The organism is Allobosea sp. 01N443, from assembly GCF_056399325.1.
On the sequence record NZ_JBFTRC010000142.1, the window covers coordinates 1 to 14,845 of the forward strand.

Sequence of the window (14,845 nt, forward strand, 5' to 3'; positions counted from 1 at the left end):
GGCAAATCACGCACCCCTAGATTGACCTGTCGGCTCTGGATCTGATGGCATGGTGTGGCGGTCTTCGTACTGACCACGGACAGAAGCATGATCCTGGCGACGAGATATCGTTCAGAGGGACTTGACGATCAAAGGCCCATTACAGAAGGTCCTTACAACTCGGCGCCCGGCCCCGCTTCCCCAGAGTTGCTCTTCATGCCACCTTGCGCGCCGCGCTGTCCGGCGCTGAGGAGAAATTCATGGGCTGGATCGTTCTCGGGCTCCTTGCGGCCGCTGCCATCTATCTTGTCATGACCTATAACGGGCTCGTTGCGATGCGGCAGCGGGTCAACCAGGCCTTCGCCGATATCGACGTCCAGCTGAAGCAGCGCCACGATCTGATCCCGAACCTTGTCGAGACCGTAAAGGGTTACGCCTCGCATGAGCGCGAGACCTTCGACGCGGTCGTCAAGGCACGCAACGCGGCCCTGTCGGCCCAAGGCCCGCAAGCGCAGGCAGCCGCGGAACAGCAGCTATCCGGCGCGCTGGGCCGCCTGCTCGCTCTTTCCGAGGCCTATCCCGACCTCAAGGCAAGCGCCAATTTCCAGCAGCTCCAGAGCGAACTCAGCAATGTCGAGGACAAGCTCGCGGCGGCGCGGCGCTTCTTCAATAACGCCGTCGGCGAGTTCAACGCTGCGATCCAGGCTTTTCCGGCCGTGTTCTTCGCGCCGCAGATGGGTTTCACCCCGCGGGAGTTCTTCGATGTCGGCGAGCAAGCACGCGCGCAGCTCGATGTCGCCCCCACTGTGAAGTTCTGACCGGCTCGAGAGCGGCAACGGAGCGGCGCCATGCCGGGTCAGGCCTTCGGGCTCTATACCCATATGCGCAACAACCGGATCCGGTCGGGTTTCCTGATCGCCGGGCTGTTCCTGCTGGTCTATCTGACAAGCTACGGCCTGATCCTGATTGCCTATGGCTATGGTGGGGTCGCGCGCGGACAGAGCGTCTATTCAGAGACGATCCACCTGTTCTGGTCCTGGTTTCCGTTCATCACGCTCGCGGCCACGGCCTGGGTCTTCATCGGCTTCAAGATCAATGTCGGGCTGATCGGCGCGGTCACCGGCGCCAAAGGCGTGACGCGGGAACAGAACCCCAAGCTCTACCGGATGCTGGAGAACCTCTGCATCTCGCGGGGGCTCACCGTGCCCAAGCTCTCGATCGTTGAAAGCGAAGCCCTCAATGCCTTCGCCAGCGGCGTCAACGACAAGCAGTTCACCGTCACGGTCACGACCGGCCTGATCCAGACCCTCACGGATGATGAGATCGAGGCCGTTCTTGCGCATGAGCTGACCCATATCCGCAATGGCGACGTCCGGATGATGATCATCGCCGTGGTGATCGCAGGCGTGATTTCGCTCATCGGCGAGATCATCTTCCGCAGCGTGGGGCGCGTGCGGGTCTCGTCCAACGATGACAAGAAGGGCAACGGCGTCGCCATCCTGCTCGGCGTCGCAATCATCGCAATCTCCTGGCTGCTCGCCGTGGTGATCCGCCTGTCTCTGTCGCGTTCGCGCGAGTATCTGGCCGATGCCGGGGCGGTCGAACTGACCAAGAATCCGGACGCGATGATCTCCGCGCTGCTCAAGATCGCCGGGCGCGCCGATATCGACGGAGTGCCGTCGGGCGTCATGGACATGTGCTTCGAGAACGATCCCGACGATTTCGCCGACCTGTTCTCGACACATCCCTCGATCACCAAACGCGTGCAGGCACTCGTCGAGACGGCAGGCGGCCGGATGCCGGCGATGCCGCCGCATCCGCCCAGGATGTCAGAGCGTCAGGATCTGCCGACCATGGTCGGGACGGCGCGCGGTCCGTGGGGCGCCAGGCCGCAGGACTGACCCGCGGCAGCCTCGTGCTCAAGGCATCGGTCCGACAAGTGGATTGCAGTCCTTTGGAAAGCCGGTGCACACACAGAAGGTTGGTTCACCGGACCGGATACAGGATCCGGCCCCATGATCTAACACCCATCCCGGGCCCAGCGGAGGGCCTCCCCCAGCCGATCATCTCCCCAGAACAATTCGCCATCGCCAGTGACGAAGGCCGGAGCGCCGAAGATCCCGAGCGATTTCGCGAGTTCGGTCTCGGCCTTCAGCCTGCCCTTGACCTCCTCGCTTCGCGAGGCCGAGAACGCGGAGCCGGGATCCGCGCCAGCCTCCTTCAGCGCCGCGACCAGTACGGCTTCCTCGGCAATGTTTCGTCCCTCGCAGAACGCAGCCCTGAACAGCGCCTTCGAGAAGGCGGGCATCCAGCCCGCCTCGCGCCCTGCGAGCGCGACGCGCGCCGCGACGAGGGAATTCTGCGGAAACGGGTTGGGCCGGACAAGCTTGATGCCGGCACGGGCGGTCTGGCGCTCGAGATCGCGCCACATATAGCGGCCCTTGTTCGGGAACAGGTTGAAAGGTGACGTCGTCCAGCCCTGGCCGGCAAAGATCGGTCCAAGCAGGAAGGGCCGCCAACGCAGCGCCACTCCCGCTTCGTCTGCCACGGCTTCAGCCCGCAAGGCACTCAGAAAGGAATAGGGTGACGCGAACTCGTACCAGAAGTCGAGGACGGGACGATTCGGCATTCAGCCTCCAGGTCGGTCATCGGTTTGAGTCGCGCTCGGGAAGCTTCGACCTGTCGCGGCGCGACTGCAAGCACGCAGGACGCGTGTTGCACAATCGGCATCGTTGATACCGACCCATCACGGGATGACGTTTGATCGATCAGAAGGTTCCGATTGCGTCGTCCCGAGGGCTGCGATAGTGCGCCATTGAGCCGAAAACAGGGCCATCCACAGTCGAAGCGTCCCCGGCATGGAAACATGCCGTCAGAGCAGGAAGATCATCGATGTCCGACAAGCGCGTGAAGAAGGTCGTGCTCGCCTATTCCGGCGGCCTTGACACCTCGATCATCCTGAAATGGCTGCAAACCACCTATGAATGCGAGGTGGTGACCTTCACCGCCGATCTCGGCCAGGGCGAGGAGCTGGAGCCCGCTCGCCAGAAGGCGCTGCTGCTCGGCATCAAGCCCGAGAACATCCATATCGAGGACCTGCGCGAGGAATTCGTCCGCGACTACGTCTTCCCGATGTTCCGGGCCAATGCCGCCTATGAAGGCGTCTACCTGCTCGGCACCTCGATCGCTCGCCCGCTGATCGGCAAGAAGCTGATCGAGATCGCCGAGAGGGTCGGCGCGGACGCCATCTCTCATGGCGCAACCGGCAAGGGCAACGACCAGGTCCGCTTCGAACTCACCGCCTATGCGCTGAAGCCCGATGTCGTGGTGATCGCGCCCTGGCGCGAATGGGACCTGCGTTCGCGCGAGCAGCTCATCGCCTTCGCCGAACAGCACCAGATCCCGATCGCCAAGGACAAGCGCGGCGAAGCGCCCTTCTCGGTCGACGCCAACCTGCTGCACGCCTCCTCGGAAGGAAAGGTGCTGGAGGACCCGGCGCAGGAAGTGCCGGATTACGTCTACTCGCGCACGATCTCGCCCGAGGATGCGCCGGACAAGCCGACCTATATCACCATCGACTTCGCCAAGGGTGATGCGGTCGCCATCGACGGCGTCTCGCTTTCACCCGCCACGCTCCTGGCGAAATTGAACGATCTCGGCCGCGACAACGGCATCGGCCGCCTCGATCTCGTCGAGAACCGCTTCGTCGGCATGAAGTCGCGCGGCATGTATGAGACGCCCGGCGGCACGATCCTGCACGCGGCGCACCGGGCGATCGAGTCGATCACGCTCGACCGGGGCGCGGCCCATCTCAAGGACGAGATCATGCCGAAATATGCGGAGCTGATCTATAATGGCTTCTGGTTCTCGCCTGAGCGCGAGATGCTGCAGGCGCTGATCGACAAGAGCCAGGAATTCGTCGCCGGCCAGGTTCGCCTGAAGCTGTACAAGGGCGGCGTCCACGTTGTCGGCCGCTCCAGCCCCTATTCGCTCTACGACCAGGATCTGGTGACCTTCGAGGAGGGCGCAGTCGCCTATGATCACCGCGACGCGGCGGGCTTCATCCGCCTGAACGCGCTGCGCCTGCGGACACTCGGCCAGCGCAAGAAGAAGCTCGGTCTCTGATCGGGCTTGTCCCTCACGCGCTGCGGCGTTCACCGCTGCAGCGCGGACCGGACCGCGCGATGAAAGAGAACGGCTCGGTCGCGCGCGAAACCGATCAGGCTGGCTGAGCCCGATCAGAGCGAGGCGCCGATAGTCTTGATCAGTCAGCGGCCGGGCCGAGCGTCCCGGCCCTGATCAACGAGGCTTGCAACAGCGTCAGGTGCGCCAGCGCAAACGCTCGGGTGCCAGCGTGTTCTGAAATGCCACGCCCGTGCGCCGGGCCGCGGCATAGTCACGCTTCAGCCGGAAATACCATTGCGCCAGCCGGTCGGCCTGACCCATCAGCAGCATTGTCGGCTTGCGCTCGAGACCCTGCTGGGCAAGTTCCAGGATATCCTGGTCCTGACGCAGAAAGGCCCGGGCGGCCCAGCGGATCGGCAGGGCCAGCGGCACCAGTTGCGGCAGGTCGGAGAGCAGCACATTCGTCAGCAGCGTCCGCTTCGCATCGATCGGCGTCGCGAAGGTCGCGTTCACGATGGTACGGTTGCCCACGGTGATCCGCTCGATCCGTTGTCCCGGCAACAGGAAATCCACTTCGGTCTGCGGCCGGCCGAGCAACCGATAGCCCCTGGAGTTCGCCGCTGCCCTATGGGCCGTCATCCGGAAGCCAAATGGCAGAGGGGCGAAGTCCTTGGTCTTCTCCCGCGCCGTCGCGGTTGGCCGCCACCACCAGGAATTATGGACGTAGCCGACATGGCCAGGATCGATCAGGCTGAGCACGCATAGATCGTAGGAGGCCTCGACCAGCACGGAAACGGACACGCGGCACCGCGGTACGCGCTGCAGCATCAGCTCGGGAACCGGCGGGGCCTCGGCCGGCTGCGAGCCCAGATAGACCCAGATGATGCCGTCCGCCTCTCGCACCGGAAAGCCCTGGACCCTGACCTGTCCGGGATCCGTCGCATCATCATGAACCAGGGTCGSCATTGCCAGGCACTGTCCGTCCGTGCCGAAGCGCCAGCCATGGAAGGGACATGTGAGAGCCACCCCGTCGAATTGTCCTTGCGATAGCGGCGCGCCCCGATGCGGGCAACGATCACGCAAAGCGAAGACTTCACCGCTGCGCCTGCGACCGATCACGATCTGTTCGCCAAGGATCGTCACGCTCTCGCGGGCGCCGGGAGCAAGTCGTCCCTTGCTCTTGGCGCAGTACCAGGCTTCGCGTGGCGGCTCGCGAAACTCGCTGGCCGCCGGCACCGCCTGCGCCACAGCATCGATCGGCGGGATCACTGAAACTGTCATTCGGGACCTTGGGTATCCTATGCCGCGCCGAAGGCTGGCGGCTCAGGCTCAAGGTCGACCTGGGGATTGCCGGTGCATTGCAGGCTGGTCTCGAAACGCACTGTCGCGCTCGGGGTGCCGGTTCGGATGCTCCCAAGGGCACTCGCGCCGGCGCAGCTAGAGCATCGGCCCAAAAAGTGGATTGCGGTTTTCGGGAAAAGCCGATGCAAGCACAGGTGACCTAGGCCGCGCAGATGAAGTGGCCGAGCTTCGTCACGGCTTGTCGACGATCCAGGTATGGGGCCGATCGCTGCCCTGCGCGAGCTCCTCGTGCCAATCACCCCGGGCATCCTGATAGACGATGCCGTCGGTGACGCCTGGTCGCTTCTGGCGGGCAGCGGCCTTGTTGGCCGCCTTGAGCGCGGCGTCATGCGACCGGAAGGTCTCGGATAGCGCACCGCCGACCTTGTAGGCCCAGCCGCCATCGTGCTCGACGATCTCGTACTTCACCATGACCATGGCCGTCCTCCGAGGATCACAAGCGGAACCGCCGGACGCCCCTCGGGTTCCACCGCCTCGAAGATAGTCCGAGCCGGCCCGATGATGAAGACCCAAATCGGCTTCGGCTACTCGCCGTTACCGCTATCAGCCGCGCGCAAACCTTCGAGCACCGGCATCGAGGTGACGTGATAGCCGGCATCGACATGATGAACGTCGCCGGTCACGCCGCCCGACAGATCCGAGAGGTAGTACAACGCCGAGCCACCGATCTCCTCGAGCGTCACCGACTTGCGCAAGGGCGAATTGGCCCGCTGCCATGAATACATGGCGCGCGCATCCGAAATGCCGGCGCCGGCAAGCGTGCGCACCGGCCCGGGCGAGAGTGCGTTGACGCGGATGCCGCGCGGACCGAAATCGGCGGCGAGATAGCGCATGCTCGCCTCGAGCGCCGCCTTGGCCACACCCATCACATTGTAGTTCGGCATCACCCGCGTCGATCCGCCATAGGTCAGCGTGATCATGCTGCCGCCTCTGGGCATGCGCTCGGCGGCGCGCTTGGCGGCTTCCGTGAAGGAGAAGCAGGAGATCACCATGGTGCGCGAGAAATTCTCGCGGCTGGTGTCGGCATAGAGGCCCTTGAGCTCGTTCTTGTCGGAGAAGCCGATGGCGTGAACGATGAAATCGAGCGTGTTGCGCTCGGGATCCCCACCCCAGGCCTCGTCGATCGCAGCGAAGGCGCCATCGACGCTTGCGATATCCTCGACATCGCAAGGCAGGACCAGCTTCGATCCGATGCTCTCCGCCAGCGGCTTCACGCGCTTGCCGAGCGCTTCGCCCTGATAGGTGAAGGCCATCTCGGCGCCATGGGCGTGGAGGGTCCGCGCAATGCCCCAGGCGATGGAATTCTGGTTGGCGACGCCCATGACGAGGCCGCGCTTGTTATGCATCAAGGGGAGCATGGGATGACTCTATTCGGGTCTTGGAAGGGTACTTAAGCAACAGGAAGTAAGACTGGATCAGGCGGGTAGGCTTGGCTCTTGCTACAGATGCTTGGCGATGGCTGCGGCCGTCGCCTTGGATGATGCCAGCGGCACGATCTCGAAGCGCGCGAGATCGCTCCATTCCAGCACCCATTCCTGCAGCACCGCGACATCGTCGCATTCCATCACCTGGAAGCAACGCGCCAGGTCTGCCTGGATCCAGCTGTCCACATAGCGCAGGCCATCGGGCATCATGCGGCCACGCTCGTGGAAGCGACGATAGATGTCCTTCACCCGCGCCTGGTCGAAATGCTCGATGACCATGAACAGCATGGAGGCTCAGACCTCCAGCCGCTTCATCACGATGGTCGCATTCGTTCCGCCGAAGCCGAAGGAATTCGAGAGCACGCAACCAAGGCCGGCATTGTCGATGCGCTTGCGCACGATCGGCATGTCGGCAAAGGCGGGATCGAGCTCCTCGATATGGGCGCTTTCGCAAATGAAATCGTTGTTGAGCATCAGGAGCGAATAGATCGCCTCCTGAACGCCGGTCGCACCCAGCGAATGGCCGGTCAGCGACTTTGTCGCCGAGATCGGCGGGCTCTTCTCGCCGGCGCCGAAGACCTCGCGGATCGCCTCGATCTCCTTGGCATCGCCGACCGGGGTCGAGGTGCCGTGAGGGTTGATGTAGTCGACCTTGGCCTTCACGCCCTGCAGAGCCATCCTCATGCAGCGCACCGCGCCCTCACCGGAGGGGGCCACCATGTCGTAACCGTCCGACGTCGCGCCATAGCCGACGATCTCGCCATAGATGCGTGCGCCGCGCGCCTTGGCGTGTTCCAGTTCCTCAAGCACCACCACGCCGGCCCCGCCGGCGATGACGAAGCCGTCGCGCCTGACGTCATAGGCGCGCGACGCCCGTGACGGCGTCTCGTTGAAATTGGTCGACATGGCGCCCATAGCGTCGAACAGGACGGAGAGCGTCCAGTCCAGTTCCTCGCAGCCACCAGCGAAGATCACATCCTGCTTGCCCCACTGGATCAGCTCATAGGCATTGCCGATGCAGTGGTTCGACGTCGCGCAGGCCGAGGAGATCGAGTAGTTCACGCCCTTGATCTTGAACCAGGTCGCAAGCGTAGCCGACGCGGTCGAGGACATGCCCTTGGGCACCGCAAACGGGCCGACCTTCTTCGACGATCCGCTTTCGCGGGCCTTGTCATAGGCGTCGATCAGGGCGCGGGTCGAGGGACCGCCCGAGCCCATGACGATGCCGGTCCGCTCATGGCTGATCTCGCCGGCCTCGAGGCCGGCATCCGCAATCGCCTGCTCCATGGCAACATGGTTCCAGGCGGAACCGCCGCCATGGAAGCGCATGGCGCGACGGTCGACCACGCTGGCGGCGTCGAGTGTCGGAGCGCCGCCGACGCGGCTGCGGAAACCATGTTCCGCAAATTCTGGCATGAAGGCGATGCCGGATTTGGCCTCGTGCAGCGAGGACAGCACTTCCTGCGTATTGTTGCCGATGGACGAGACAATGCCCATCCCTGTGACCACAACGCGTCTCATGCTCGTTTCTCCGGCTTTCTCGTCACGGACCGGACCTCGCGGAGGTCCGGTCTATCTTCTCAATCACGCGCAGATGGACCGCTCAGACGGCGAGCGCAAGGCCGGTGCGCGGTTTTACTCAGGCGCCTTCAGGCTTGAACAAGCCAACGCGCATATCTGAGACCGTATAGATTCGCTTGCCATCCGCCTCCAGCCAGCCGTCGGCGATGCCGAGCACAAGCTTGGACTTGAAGACCCGCTTGAATTCGACGCCGTAGACGACCTGCTTGACGCTGGGCAGGACCTGGTCCGCGAATTTCACCTCGCCGACGCCAAGTGCCCTGCCCCGGCCCGGCAGCCCGAGCCAGCCGAGGAAGAAGCCGGTGAGCTGCCAGAGCGCATCGAGCCCGAGGCAGCCCGGCATCACCGGATCGCCCTTGAAATGGCAATCGAAGAACCAAAGATCCGGCCGGACATCGAATTCGGCGCGCACGAAGCCCTTGCCATGAGGACCACCATTCTCGGCGATCTCGGTGATGCGATCGAACATCAGCATCGGCGGCAGCGGCAACTGCGCATTACCAGGTCCGAAAAGTTCCCCGCGACCGCAGCTGAGGATCTCCTCGTAGCTGAATGACGACTGACGCTCCATACTGCCCCGCTCCGTATCGACCGTTTGGCCAAGCCCTATCCGGCATTGGCGATGGTCATGTGCTCTCGGAGCCGTGCGTAACACGGGCCTGCGCCGAAACGAAAGGGCGCAACCCGGGTCTTCCGCCCGAAAGATCGGCGATCACAGGCTGCGCAAGCCTTGCCAGGCCGTCATGGCGGCCACCAGAACAAGCAACGCACCGACCGCACGACCAACCAGCATGGTTGCCTGGCGGTTGCCCGCAAGCACGGTGCGGCTGCCTGCCGCAGCGAGTGCGAGCGAGCCGTAGACCGCAAACTGCGTCCCGGCGATGATCAGACTCAGGATCGCGGCCTGCAACCAGATCGCGCCCGCCTCCGGCCTCAGGAACTGCGGGAAGACGGCCAGCATGAAGAGATAGGCTTTCGGATTCAGCAGATTGGTCAAGGCCCCCTGCCGGAACGCTGTCCAGCTATTGCAACGCCGCGTCTCCAGGACCGGCGCGAAGGATGCGCCTCCGCGCAGCAATGCAAGGCCGATCCAGGCGATATAGGCCGAGCCCAGCAGCAGCATGACGTCGAAGGCCATCGGCACGAGCCGAAGCACCGCACTCACGCCCAGGACACCCACCACGACATGGCAGATGCCGGCCGCGATCACTCCCGCCGTCGCATAGAGGCCAGAGCGGCGCCCACCGGCGAGCGCGTTCGCCAGCACGAAAGCCATATCCATGCCCGGCACGATGACGATACCGAAAACCAGACTGAAGAAGAGCCAGAGATGTACGGTCTCGGACATGGCAGCCTCCGAACCATCAGCCGCGATCATGCGTGGAGAGGCACCCGAATCCTGTCAGGAGGCTGGCGGAAGCTTGCGAGGGCGAAAGCAAGGCCTTACATCTCATCTAAACTAGGCGCCGCATCATCGCGGCACGCCGATCACTGCAAACCAGAAGGACCGAGCCTGCGCATGAGCGATCTGATCTCCCAGAACCAGGGCTACGGATCGAGCGATCGGCAGGGCTGTCCGTTCCATGACGTACGCCAGCGGCTGCGCCGCGTCGGGCTTCGTCCGACACGGCAGCGCGTTTCGCTCGGTTGGCTGCTGTTCGCCAAGGGCGACCGGCACGTCAACGCCGAGATGCTCTATGAGGAAGCGATGAAGGCGCGCGTGCCGGTGTCGCTTGCGACCGTCTACAATACGCTGCACCAGTTTACCCAGGCCGGCCTGCTGCGCGAGCTCGCAATCGACGGCGCCAAGACCTTTTTCGACACAGACAATAGCGACCACCATCATTTCGTGGTCGATGGCGAGAATACGGTGATCGATATTCCAGCCTCGGCGGTCGACGTCGCTGCTCTGCCGGAGCCTCCGACAGGTTACGAAATCGCTCGCGTCGATGTCGTCGTGCGTTTGCGCAAGATCGCCGGCTGACGCAACGCGTCCAGCCTTCACTCACAGGATGCCTATGCTGCGAGCCCTCTGCGCGGGCATTGTTGCGTCGCCAGGAGACCATGCGTGACCAATGAGCCGAGCAAGGCCCTGATCTCCCGCCGCAGTCTGACCGGCCTCGTGGCCCTGGCGCTGGTCACTCCCGCCGGAAGCGCGATCGCCTCGCCGATGACATTGCGTGGAACGGTGTTCTTCCGCGAGCGCATCGCGCTGCCACGGACGGCGATCGTCGAGGTCCGCCTGCTCGATGTCTCGCTGGCCGACGCGCCCGCCAAGACGATTGCCGAGACACGCCTTCGGGCGCGCCGCAATCCGATCCGTTACACGCTGCGTTTCGACCGCGCGCTGATCGAGCCGCGCTGGACCTATGCCCTGCAGGCGCGCATCACCGACGGCGAGCGCCTGCTGTTCATCAACACGACCCGCCACACCGTCTTCGACGGCGGCCGCAACGACACGACGATCCGGGTCGAACATGTCGCCCGCGACCAGGCTGAAGCGCCGCGACCAGCCACGCCGGTCGGGCGCTGGCTCGCCGAGGATATTCGCAGCGGCGGCGTGATGGACCGGCTGCAATCGGTGCTTGRGCTCGCGGCGGACGGCAAGGTCAGTGGCACGGGCGGCTGCAACCGCATGAGCGGCAGCGCTAAGATCAGCGGGCCCCAGATCGCCTTCGGCCCGCTCGCCTCCACGCGCATGGCCTGCACGCCGGCTGCGATGAATCAGGAAAGCAAGTTCTTCGCAGCGCTGGAAGCCGCTCGCGGCTGGCGCATCGACCAGCGCCAGGACAAGCTCGTCCTGCTGGATGCGGGCGGCTCGCCGATCATGCGTCTCGCCAGGATGTAGCGCGTAAAGGGATCAGTCGACCTTCTCGTTCGGGTAGACCCCCCAGAGACGCTCCTGCTTGATATAGCCGTTCATCTTGGCGACGCCGACGCGGCACCAGGAATTCGCGCAGTTCACCACATTGACGATCACGCCCGGCTGCAGACGGGCGGTCACGGCCGATCCGGCGTCGGCGTTCGCATGGAGCGTGAAGACCTCGTCCTTGACCTTCGACCAGGGGGCGACAAGGGCCGTGCGCCGCCCCGAGAGCAGGCTGTGAAGCACCCAGCCCTCCGAGCCGTCGGCATCGCGCACGCGGCGCCAGGTCTCGAATTCGGCGGTGATCTCGACGGGCAGACCCGCACGCTGGAACACCCAGCTCGTGCGATGCTCCTTGGAGGGGCCTTCGCGCAGATTGACCCGGTCCGACTTCAGACTGACATAGCGCGGGATCGGCAGCCCGGTCACGGAACCGGCCGTCATGTCCTGGGCGAGAACAGCCGAGCCTGAGCCGAGATTTGCAAGCATTGCCGCCGCCAAAACCAGGCTCCGCATCATCAGACCGCTCATCCRCACCATCTCCGCATCATGTTCGTGCTCCGCCATGGTCCGGGTACCCGGCGAAGGGTCATGTTGTCATCCGACGCGCCGCCTTCTAGACACGAACCAGCGCGTGAACACGTCGTTCTCATTCCTGATACGCCTTAGTTAATGGCGGGTTGAGGCGGAACGGCGGCGTTGTCGCAGGGCTGCGGGGAGAGGAGCCGTCAATGACGAAGAAGAAGCCGCTGGTCGTGGTCACACGCAAGCTGCCGGCCGTCGTCGAAACGCGCATGCGCGAGCTGTTCGACGCCCGTCTCAATATCGATGACGCCCCGATGAGCCAGGCTGCGCTGGTCGAGGCGGTCAAGACCGCTGACGTGCTGGTTCCGACCGTGACCGACCGGATCGATGCCGGGATCATCGCCCAGGCTGGCGATCAGTTGCGCCTGATCGCCAATTTCGGCAATGGCGTCGACAATATCGATGTCGCCAGCGCCGTGCAGCGCGGCATCACCGTGACTAACACGCCAGGCGTGTTGACCGACGACACGGCCGACATGACGATCGCCCTCATCCTGGCCGTGGCGCGACGGATTTCGGAGGGCGCCCGCATCATCTCGGACGACGAGTGGGGCGGCTGGTCGCCGACCTGGATGCTGGGCCGGCGCATCACCGGCAAGCGCCTCGGCATTGTCGGCATGGGCCGGATCGGCCAGGCGGTGGCGAAGCGGGCCGCGGCCTTCGGCCTCTCGATCCATTATCACAACCGCCGGCGCGTCGATGCGCGCATCGAGGAGGCACTCGACGCGACCTACTGGGATTCGCTCGACCAGATGCTGGCGCGGATGGATATCGTCTCGATCAACTGCCCGCACACACCGGCGACCTATCACCTGCTCTCGGCCCGCCGTCTGAAGCTGATGAAGCCCGACGCCATCCTTGTGAACACGGCGCGCGGCGAAATCGTCGACGAGACGGCGCTTGCGCGCATGCTGGAAGCGGGAGAACTTTCCGGCGCCGGTCTCGACGTGTTCGAGCACGAGCCCGCCGTGAACCCGCGCCTGCTCAAGCTGGCCCGCAGCCACAAGATCGTCGTGCTGCCCCATATGGGTTCGGCAACGCATGAAGGCCGGGCCGATATGGGTGAGAAGGTCATCGTCAACATCAAGACCTTCATGGATGGTCACAAGCCGCCGGACCGCGTGCTGCCGAGCATGCTGTAGGCGACGGCCCGATCGGGCCAGAACAGCTCCCCAGGATCCGCTTGGTCCACCCAATTGAAGGCAAGGTCAGGCTGCAGCAGCTCGCTCAGCCGGAGGAAGCCGGCATTCCGACAGGCTGGCGAGATCGTCGAGATCGGCCGCGTGCTTGCGTCCCCAGTCGCATAGGGACCGGATGATCGGCTCCAGGCTGTGCCCGAGTGCGGTCACGGAATAATCGACGCGCGGCGGCACTTGCTGAAGGATCTCGCGATGGACGAGCCCATGCTCTTCCATCTCGCGCAATTGCTGGATCAGGACCTTCTGGCTGATCCGCGGCATCTGCTTCTTCAACTCCGTGAGACGCCTCGGCTGATCGAAGAGCTGGTAGAGGATGATCGCCTTCCAGCGTCCCGCAATCACCTTCAGCGCGCGCTCGACCGGCTGTACCGGCAGGCGCTTCATCGGRTCGGCCATGGTTACCTTCCGGTCTGTAAGAGACAAATCGGTGTGTAGTCGTTGGACCGCATCATAGCCCAGAACGCCCGGCAGGATCATTCACTGTCGCGAGGCGCCCATGAAGGCCATCCAGATCAGCCGCTTCGGCGGCCCCGATATGCTCATACCCACCGACGTCGCGAAGCCGCTCCCCCGCCCCGGCGAGGTGCTGATCCGCGTCCGCGCAGCCGGGGTCAACTTCTTCGAGACGCTACAGAGGCAGGATCGCTATGGCGCGACGCCCGTTCTGCCCATGATCCCCGGCGTCGAGATCGCCGGCACGATCGAGACTCTCGGCGAAGGGGCCTCCGGCTTTCAGCGCGGCGATCGGGTCGCCGTCCCGCTCTTCGCGGCCGGCATCTTCTCAGGCGGCTACGCTGAATATGTCGCAGCCGATGCGGCTCACGTCGTTGCGCTCCCCCCGGGCCTTCCGTTTGAGACAGCCGCGGCCCTGATGGTGCAGGGCCTGACAGCCCTCCATCTCTTTCGACAGGCACAGCCTGCGGGCAAGACAGTCCTGATCAATGCCGCAGCAGGGGGCGTCGGCAGCCTGCTCGTGCAGATGGCCAAACATGCAGGAGCGAAGCGTGTCATCGCGGCAGCAAGCTCGCAGGACAAGCTCGCCCTCACCCGGGACCTCGGGGCCGATGCGGGCGTCGATTACACGCAACCCAATTGGGGTGTTCAGGTCCAGGCCGCGACCGGCGGCGCGGGGCCCGACATCATCTACGAATCAGCGGGCGGAAAGATTGCGGTGACAAGTCTGGAGCTGCTCGCTCCCTCTGGCTGGATCGTCCTCTTCGGAGCGCTGAACACCCGGGATGCTGGACTGGACATGTCCCAGTTGCAGAAGCTCATCTCCAGCAATCAATTGCTTGCCGGTTTCAGCCTGCTGCCGCTACTGACCGCCGAGAACGTCAAAACCGACCTCGCCATGCTATTCGGCCTGGCCGAGCGTGGCGAGCTCACCGTGCTTTCCGGCGGCAGCTTTCCCCTGGAGCAGGCGGCCGCGGCGCATGAAGCATTGGAAAGCCGGCGTTCGGCCGGCAAGATCGTGCTGGTGCCCTGAGCGAAGCGAGGCCAAGAGCATGCCGCGAAAAGTGGCAACGGTTTTTCGCATAAAGCATGCTCTAAACTATGAGAGTCGATCACGCTGTGGAGCGTCAACAGGTTGTCCTCGTCGCGAGCGAGTCTGCTGATGGGTGTCTTGGCCTGGATTCCGCCGTGGGGGCGATGCCAATTGTAATGATGGAGCCAGCGCGGCAGCTCTTCGGCTCTGCGCTCTGAGTGGGGATAGGGTCTGGCAT

The 14,845-nt window shown here is 64.2% G+C and carries 17 protein-coding genes and 1 pseudogene; 7 read left to right on the forward strand and 11 right to left on the reverse strand.

Annotation, left to right across the window (positions count from 1 at the left end; all coding sequences use genetic code 11):
• Nucleotides 1-239: 239 nt before the first annotated feature.
• Together AC1DRP_RS26300 and AC1DRP_RS26305 are read left to right on the forward strand one after the other, a co-directional pair.
• Entirely contained in the window at nt 240-797 is a 558-nt protein-coding gene (locus AC1DRP_RS26300; protein WP_069882216.1) for a LemA family protein, read from the forward strand.
• Nucleotides 798-827: 30 nt separating this feature from the next.
• Nucleotides 828-1,880: a M48 family metallopeptidase gene (locus AC1DRP_RS26305; protein WP_441507295.1), complete on the forward strand. Its 1,053-nt coding sequence runs from the start codon at nt 828-830 to the stop codon at nt 1,878-1,880.
• Nucleotides 1,881-1,999: 119 nt separating this feature from the next.
• Here the strand turns inward: AC1DRP_RS26305 and AC1DRP_RS26310 are convergent, their stop codons facing one another.
• Nucleotides 2,000-2,608 carry a 2-hydroxychromene-2-carboxylate isomerase gene (locus AC1DRP_RS26310; RefSeq protein ID WP_441490239.1) on the reverse strand — a complete coding sequence of 203 codons (609 nt, stop codon included), beginning with the start codon at nt 2,606-2,608 and terminating at the stop codon, nt 2,000-2,002.
• Between the two features lie 263 nt (nt 2,609-2,871).
• On the opposite strand from AC1DRP_RS26310, the gene AC1DRP_RS26315 reads away from it, so the two are divergent.
• Nucleotides 2,872-4,104, forward strand: a complete 1,233-nt coding sequence (locus tag AC1DRP_RS26315; protein ID WP_069877759.1) for an argininosuccinate synthase — start codon at nt 2,872-2,874, stop codon at nt 4,102-4,104.
• Between the two features lie 195 nt (nt 4,105-4,299).
• Here AC1DRP_RS26315 and AC1DRP_RS26320 read toward each other — a convergent pair whose 3' ends face one another.
• The 7 genes from AC1DRP_RS26320 to AC1DRP_RS26350 all read right to left on the reverse strand — a co-directional run bounded on the left by AC1DRP_RS26320 (nt 4,300) and on the right by AC1DRP_RS26350 (nt 9,819).
• Nucleotides 4,300-5,385, reverse strand: coding sequence for a Rieske 2Fe-2S domain-containing protein (locus AC1DRP_RS26320; protein ID WP_476769993.1), 1,086 nt, complete (start codon nt 5,383-5,385; stop codon nt 4,300-4,302).
• A 252-nt stretch (nt 5,386-5,637) separates the two neighbouring features.
• Entirely contained in the window at nt 5,638-5,883 is a 246-nt protein-coding gene (locus tag AC1DRP_RS26325; RefSeq protein WP_069877761.1) for a DUF2188 domain-containing protein, read from the reverse strand.
• Nucleotides 5,884-5,990: 107 nt separating this feature from the next.
• Nucleotides 5,991-6,824, reverse strand: coding sequence for an enoyl-ACP reductase FabI (fabI, locus tag AC1DRP_RS26330; RefSeq protein WP_069877762.1), 834 nt, complete (start codon nt 6,822-6,824; stop codon nt 5,991-5,993).
• Nucleotides 6,825-6,905: 81 nt separating this feature from the next.
• Entirely contained in the window at nt 6,906-7,178 is a 273-nt protein-coding gene (locus tag AC1DRP_RS26335; protein ID WP_069877763.1) for a DUF3303 domain-containing protein, read from the reverse strand.
• A 6-nt stretch (nt 7,179-7,184) separates the two neighbouring features.
• Entirely contained in the window at nt 7,185-8,411 is a 1,227-nt protein-coding gene (fabB, locus tag AC1DRP_RS26340) for a beta-ketoacyl-ACP synthase I (protein ID WP_441490241.1), read from the reverse strand.
• 118 nt (nt 8,412-8,529) lie between these two features.
• The gene (gene fabA, locus AC1DRP_RS26345; RefSeq protein WP_043231524.1) at nt 8,530-9,042 is read right to left on the reverse strand and encodes a 3-hydroxyacyl-[acyl-carrier-protein] dehydratase FabA; all 513 of its coding nucleotides are present in this window, start codon (nt 9,040-9,042) and stop codon (nt 8,530-8,532) included.
• A 141-nt stretch (nt 9,043-9,183) separates the two neighbouring features.
• Entirely contained in the window at nt 9,184-9,819 is a 636-nt protein-coding gene (locus AC1DRP_RS26350) for a LysE family translocator (protein ID WP_441507297.1), read from the reverse strand.
• A 171-nt stretch (nt 9,820-9,990) separates the two neighbouring features.
• Between AC1DRP_RS26350 and irrA the strand changes: the two genes are divergently transcribed.
• Entirely contained in the window at nt 9,991-10,455 is a 465-nt protein-coding gene (gene irrA / locus AC1DRP_RS26355; protein ID WP_069877765.1) for an iron response transcriptional regulator IrrA, read from the forward strand.
• An 84-nt stretch (nt 10,456-10,539) separates the two neighbouring features.
• Nucleotides 10,540-11,319, forward strand: coding sequence for a YbaY family lipoprotein (locus tag AC1DRP_RS26360; RefSeq protein WP_476769994.1), 780 nt, complete (start codon nt 10,540-10,542; stop codon nt 11,317-11,319).
• 12 nt (nt 11,320-11,331) lie between these two features.
• Here the strand turns inward: AC1DRP_RS26360 and AC1DRP_RS26365 are convergent, their stop codons facing one another.
• Nucleotides 11,332-11,877 carry an SH3 domain-containing protein gene (locus AC1DRP_RS26365; RefSeq protein WP_476769995.1) on the reverse strand — a complete coding sequence of 182 codons (546 nt, stop codon included), beginning with the start codon at nt 11,875-11,877 and terminating at the stop codon, nt 11,332-11,334.
• 191 nt (nt 11,878-12,068) lie between these two features.
• Between AC1DRP_RS26365 and AC1DRP_RS26370 the strand changes: the two genes are divergently transcribed.
• Nucleotides 12,069-13,064 carry a 2-hydroxyacid dehydrogenase gene (locus AC1DRP_RS26370; RefSeq protein ID WP_113517994.1) on the forward strand — a complete coding sequence of 332 codons (996 nt, stop codon included), beginning with the start codon at nt 12,069-12,071 and terminating at the stop codon, nt 13,062-13,064.
• Between the two features lie 66 nt (nt 13,065-13,130).
• Here the strand turns inward: AC1DRP_RS26370 and AC1DRP_RS26375 are convergent, their stop codons facing one another.
• Complete coding sequence (locus tag AC1DRP_RS26375) at nt 13,131-13,517, reverse strand: winged helix-turn-helix transcriptional regulator (protein WP_441507299.1); 387 nt, start codon at nt 13,515-13,517, stop codon at nt 13,131-13,133.
• A gap of 100 nt (nt 13,518-13,617) precedes the next feature.
• Here AC1DRP_RS26375 and AC1DRP_RS26380 point away from each other — a divergent pair, with 100 nt between their 5' ends.
• A complete protein-coding gene (locus AC1DRP_RS26380) occupies nt 13,618-14,607 on the forward strand; it encodes a quinone oxidoreductase family protein (RefSeq protein WP_441507300.1) in 990 nt (329 codons plus the stop codon).
• An 86-nt stretch (nt 14,608-14,693) separates the two neighbouring features.
• Here the strand turns inward: AC1DRP_RS26380 and AC1DRP_RS26385 are convergent.
• Nucleotides 14,694-14,845: pseudogene (locus tag AC1DRP_RS26385) on the reverse strand (integrase core domain-containing protein); the annotation flags it as partial.

Excerpts from the sequence above, each read along its gene's own strand:
- AC1DRP_RS26300 (WP_069882216.1), top strand. The coding sequence starts at position 240 with ATGGGCTGGATCGTTCTCGGGCTCCTTGCGGCCGCTGCCATCTATCTT.
- AC1DRP_RS26305 (WP_441507295.1), top strand. The coding sequence starts at position 828 with ATGCCGGGTCAGGCCTTCGGGCTCTATACCCATATGCGCAACAACCGG.
- AC1DRP_RS26310 (WP_441490239.1), bottom strand. The coding sequence starts at position 2,608 with ATGCCGAATCGTCCCGTCCTCGACTTCTGGTACGAGTTCGCGTCACCC.
- AC1DRP_RS26315 (WP_069877759.1), top strand. The coding sequence starts at position 2,872 with ATGTCCGACAAGCGCGTGAAGAAGGTCGTGCTCGCCTATTCCGGCGGC.
- AC1DRP_RS26325 (WP_069877761.1), bottom strand. The coding sequence starts at position 5,883 with ATGGTCATGGTGAAGTACGAGATCGTCGAGCACGATGGCGGCTGGGCC.
- fabI (WP_069877762.1), bottom strand. The coding sequence starts at position 6,824 with ATGCTCCCCTTGATGCATAACAAGCGCGGCCTCGTCATGGGCGTCGCC.
- AC1DRP_RS26335 (WP_069877763.1), bottom strand. The coding sequence starts at position 7,178 with ATGCTGTTCATGGTCATCGAGCATTTCGACCAGGCGCGGGTGAAGGAC.
- fabB (WP_441490241.1), bottom strand. The coding sequence starts at position 8,411 with ATGAGACGCGTTGTGGTCACAGGGATGGGCATTGTCTCGTCCATCGGC.
- fabA (WP_043231524.1), bottom strand. The coding sequence starts at position 9,042 with ATGGAGCGTCAGTCGTCATTCAGCTACGAGGAGATCCTCAGCTGCGGT.
- AC1DRP_RS26350 (WP_441507297.1), bottom strand. The coding sequence starts at position 9,819 with ATGTCCGAGACCGTACATCTCTGGCTCTTCTTCAGTCTGGTTTTCGGT.
- irrA (WP_069877765.1), top strand. The coding sequence starts at position 9,991 with ATGAGCGATCTGATCTCCCAGAACCAGGGCTACGGATCGAGCGATCGG.
- AC1DRP_RS26370 (WP_113517994.1), top strand. The coding sequence starts at position 12,069 with ATGACGAAGAAGAAGCCGCTGGTCGTGGTCACACGCAAGCTGCCGGCC.
- AC1DRP_RS26380 (WP_441507300.1), top strand. The coding sequence starts at position 13,618 with ATGAAGGCCATCCAGATCAGCCGCTTCGGCGGCCCCGATATGCTCATA.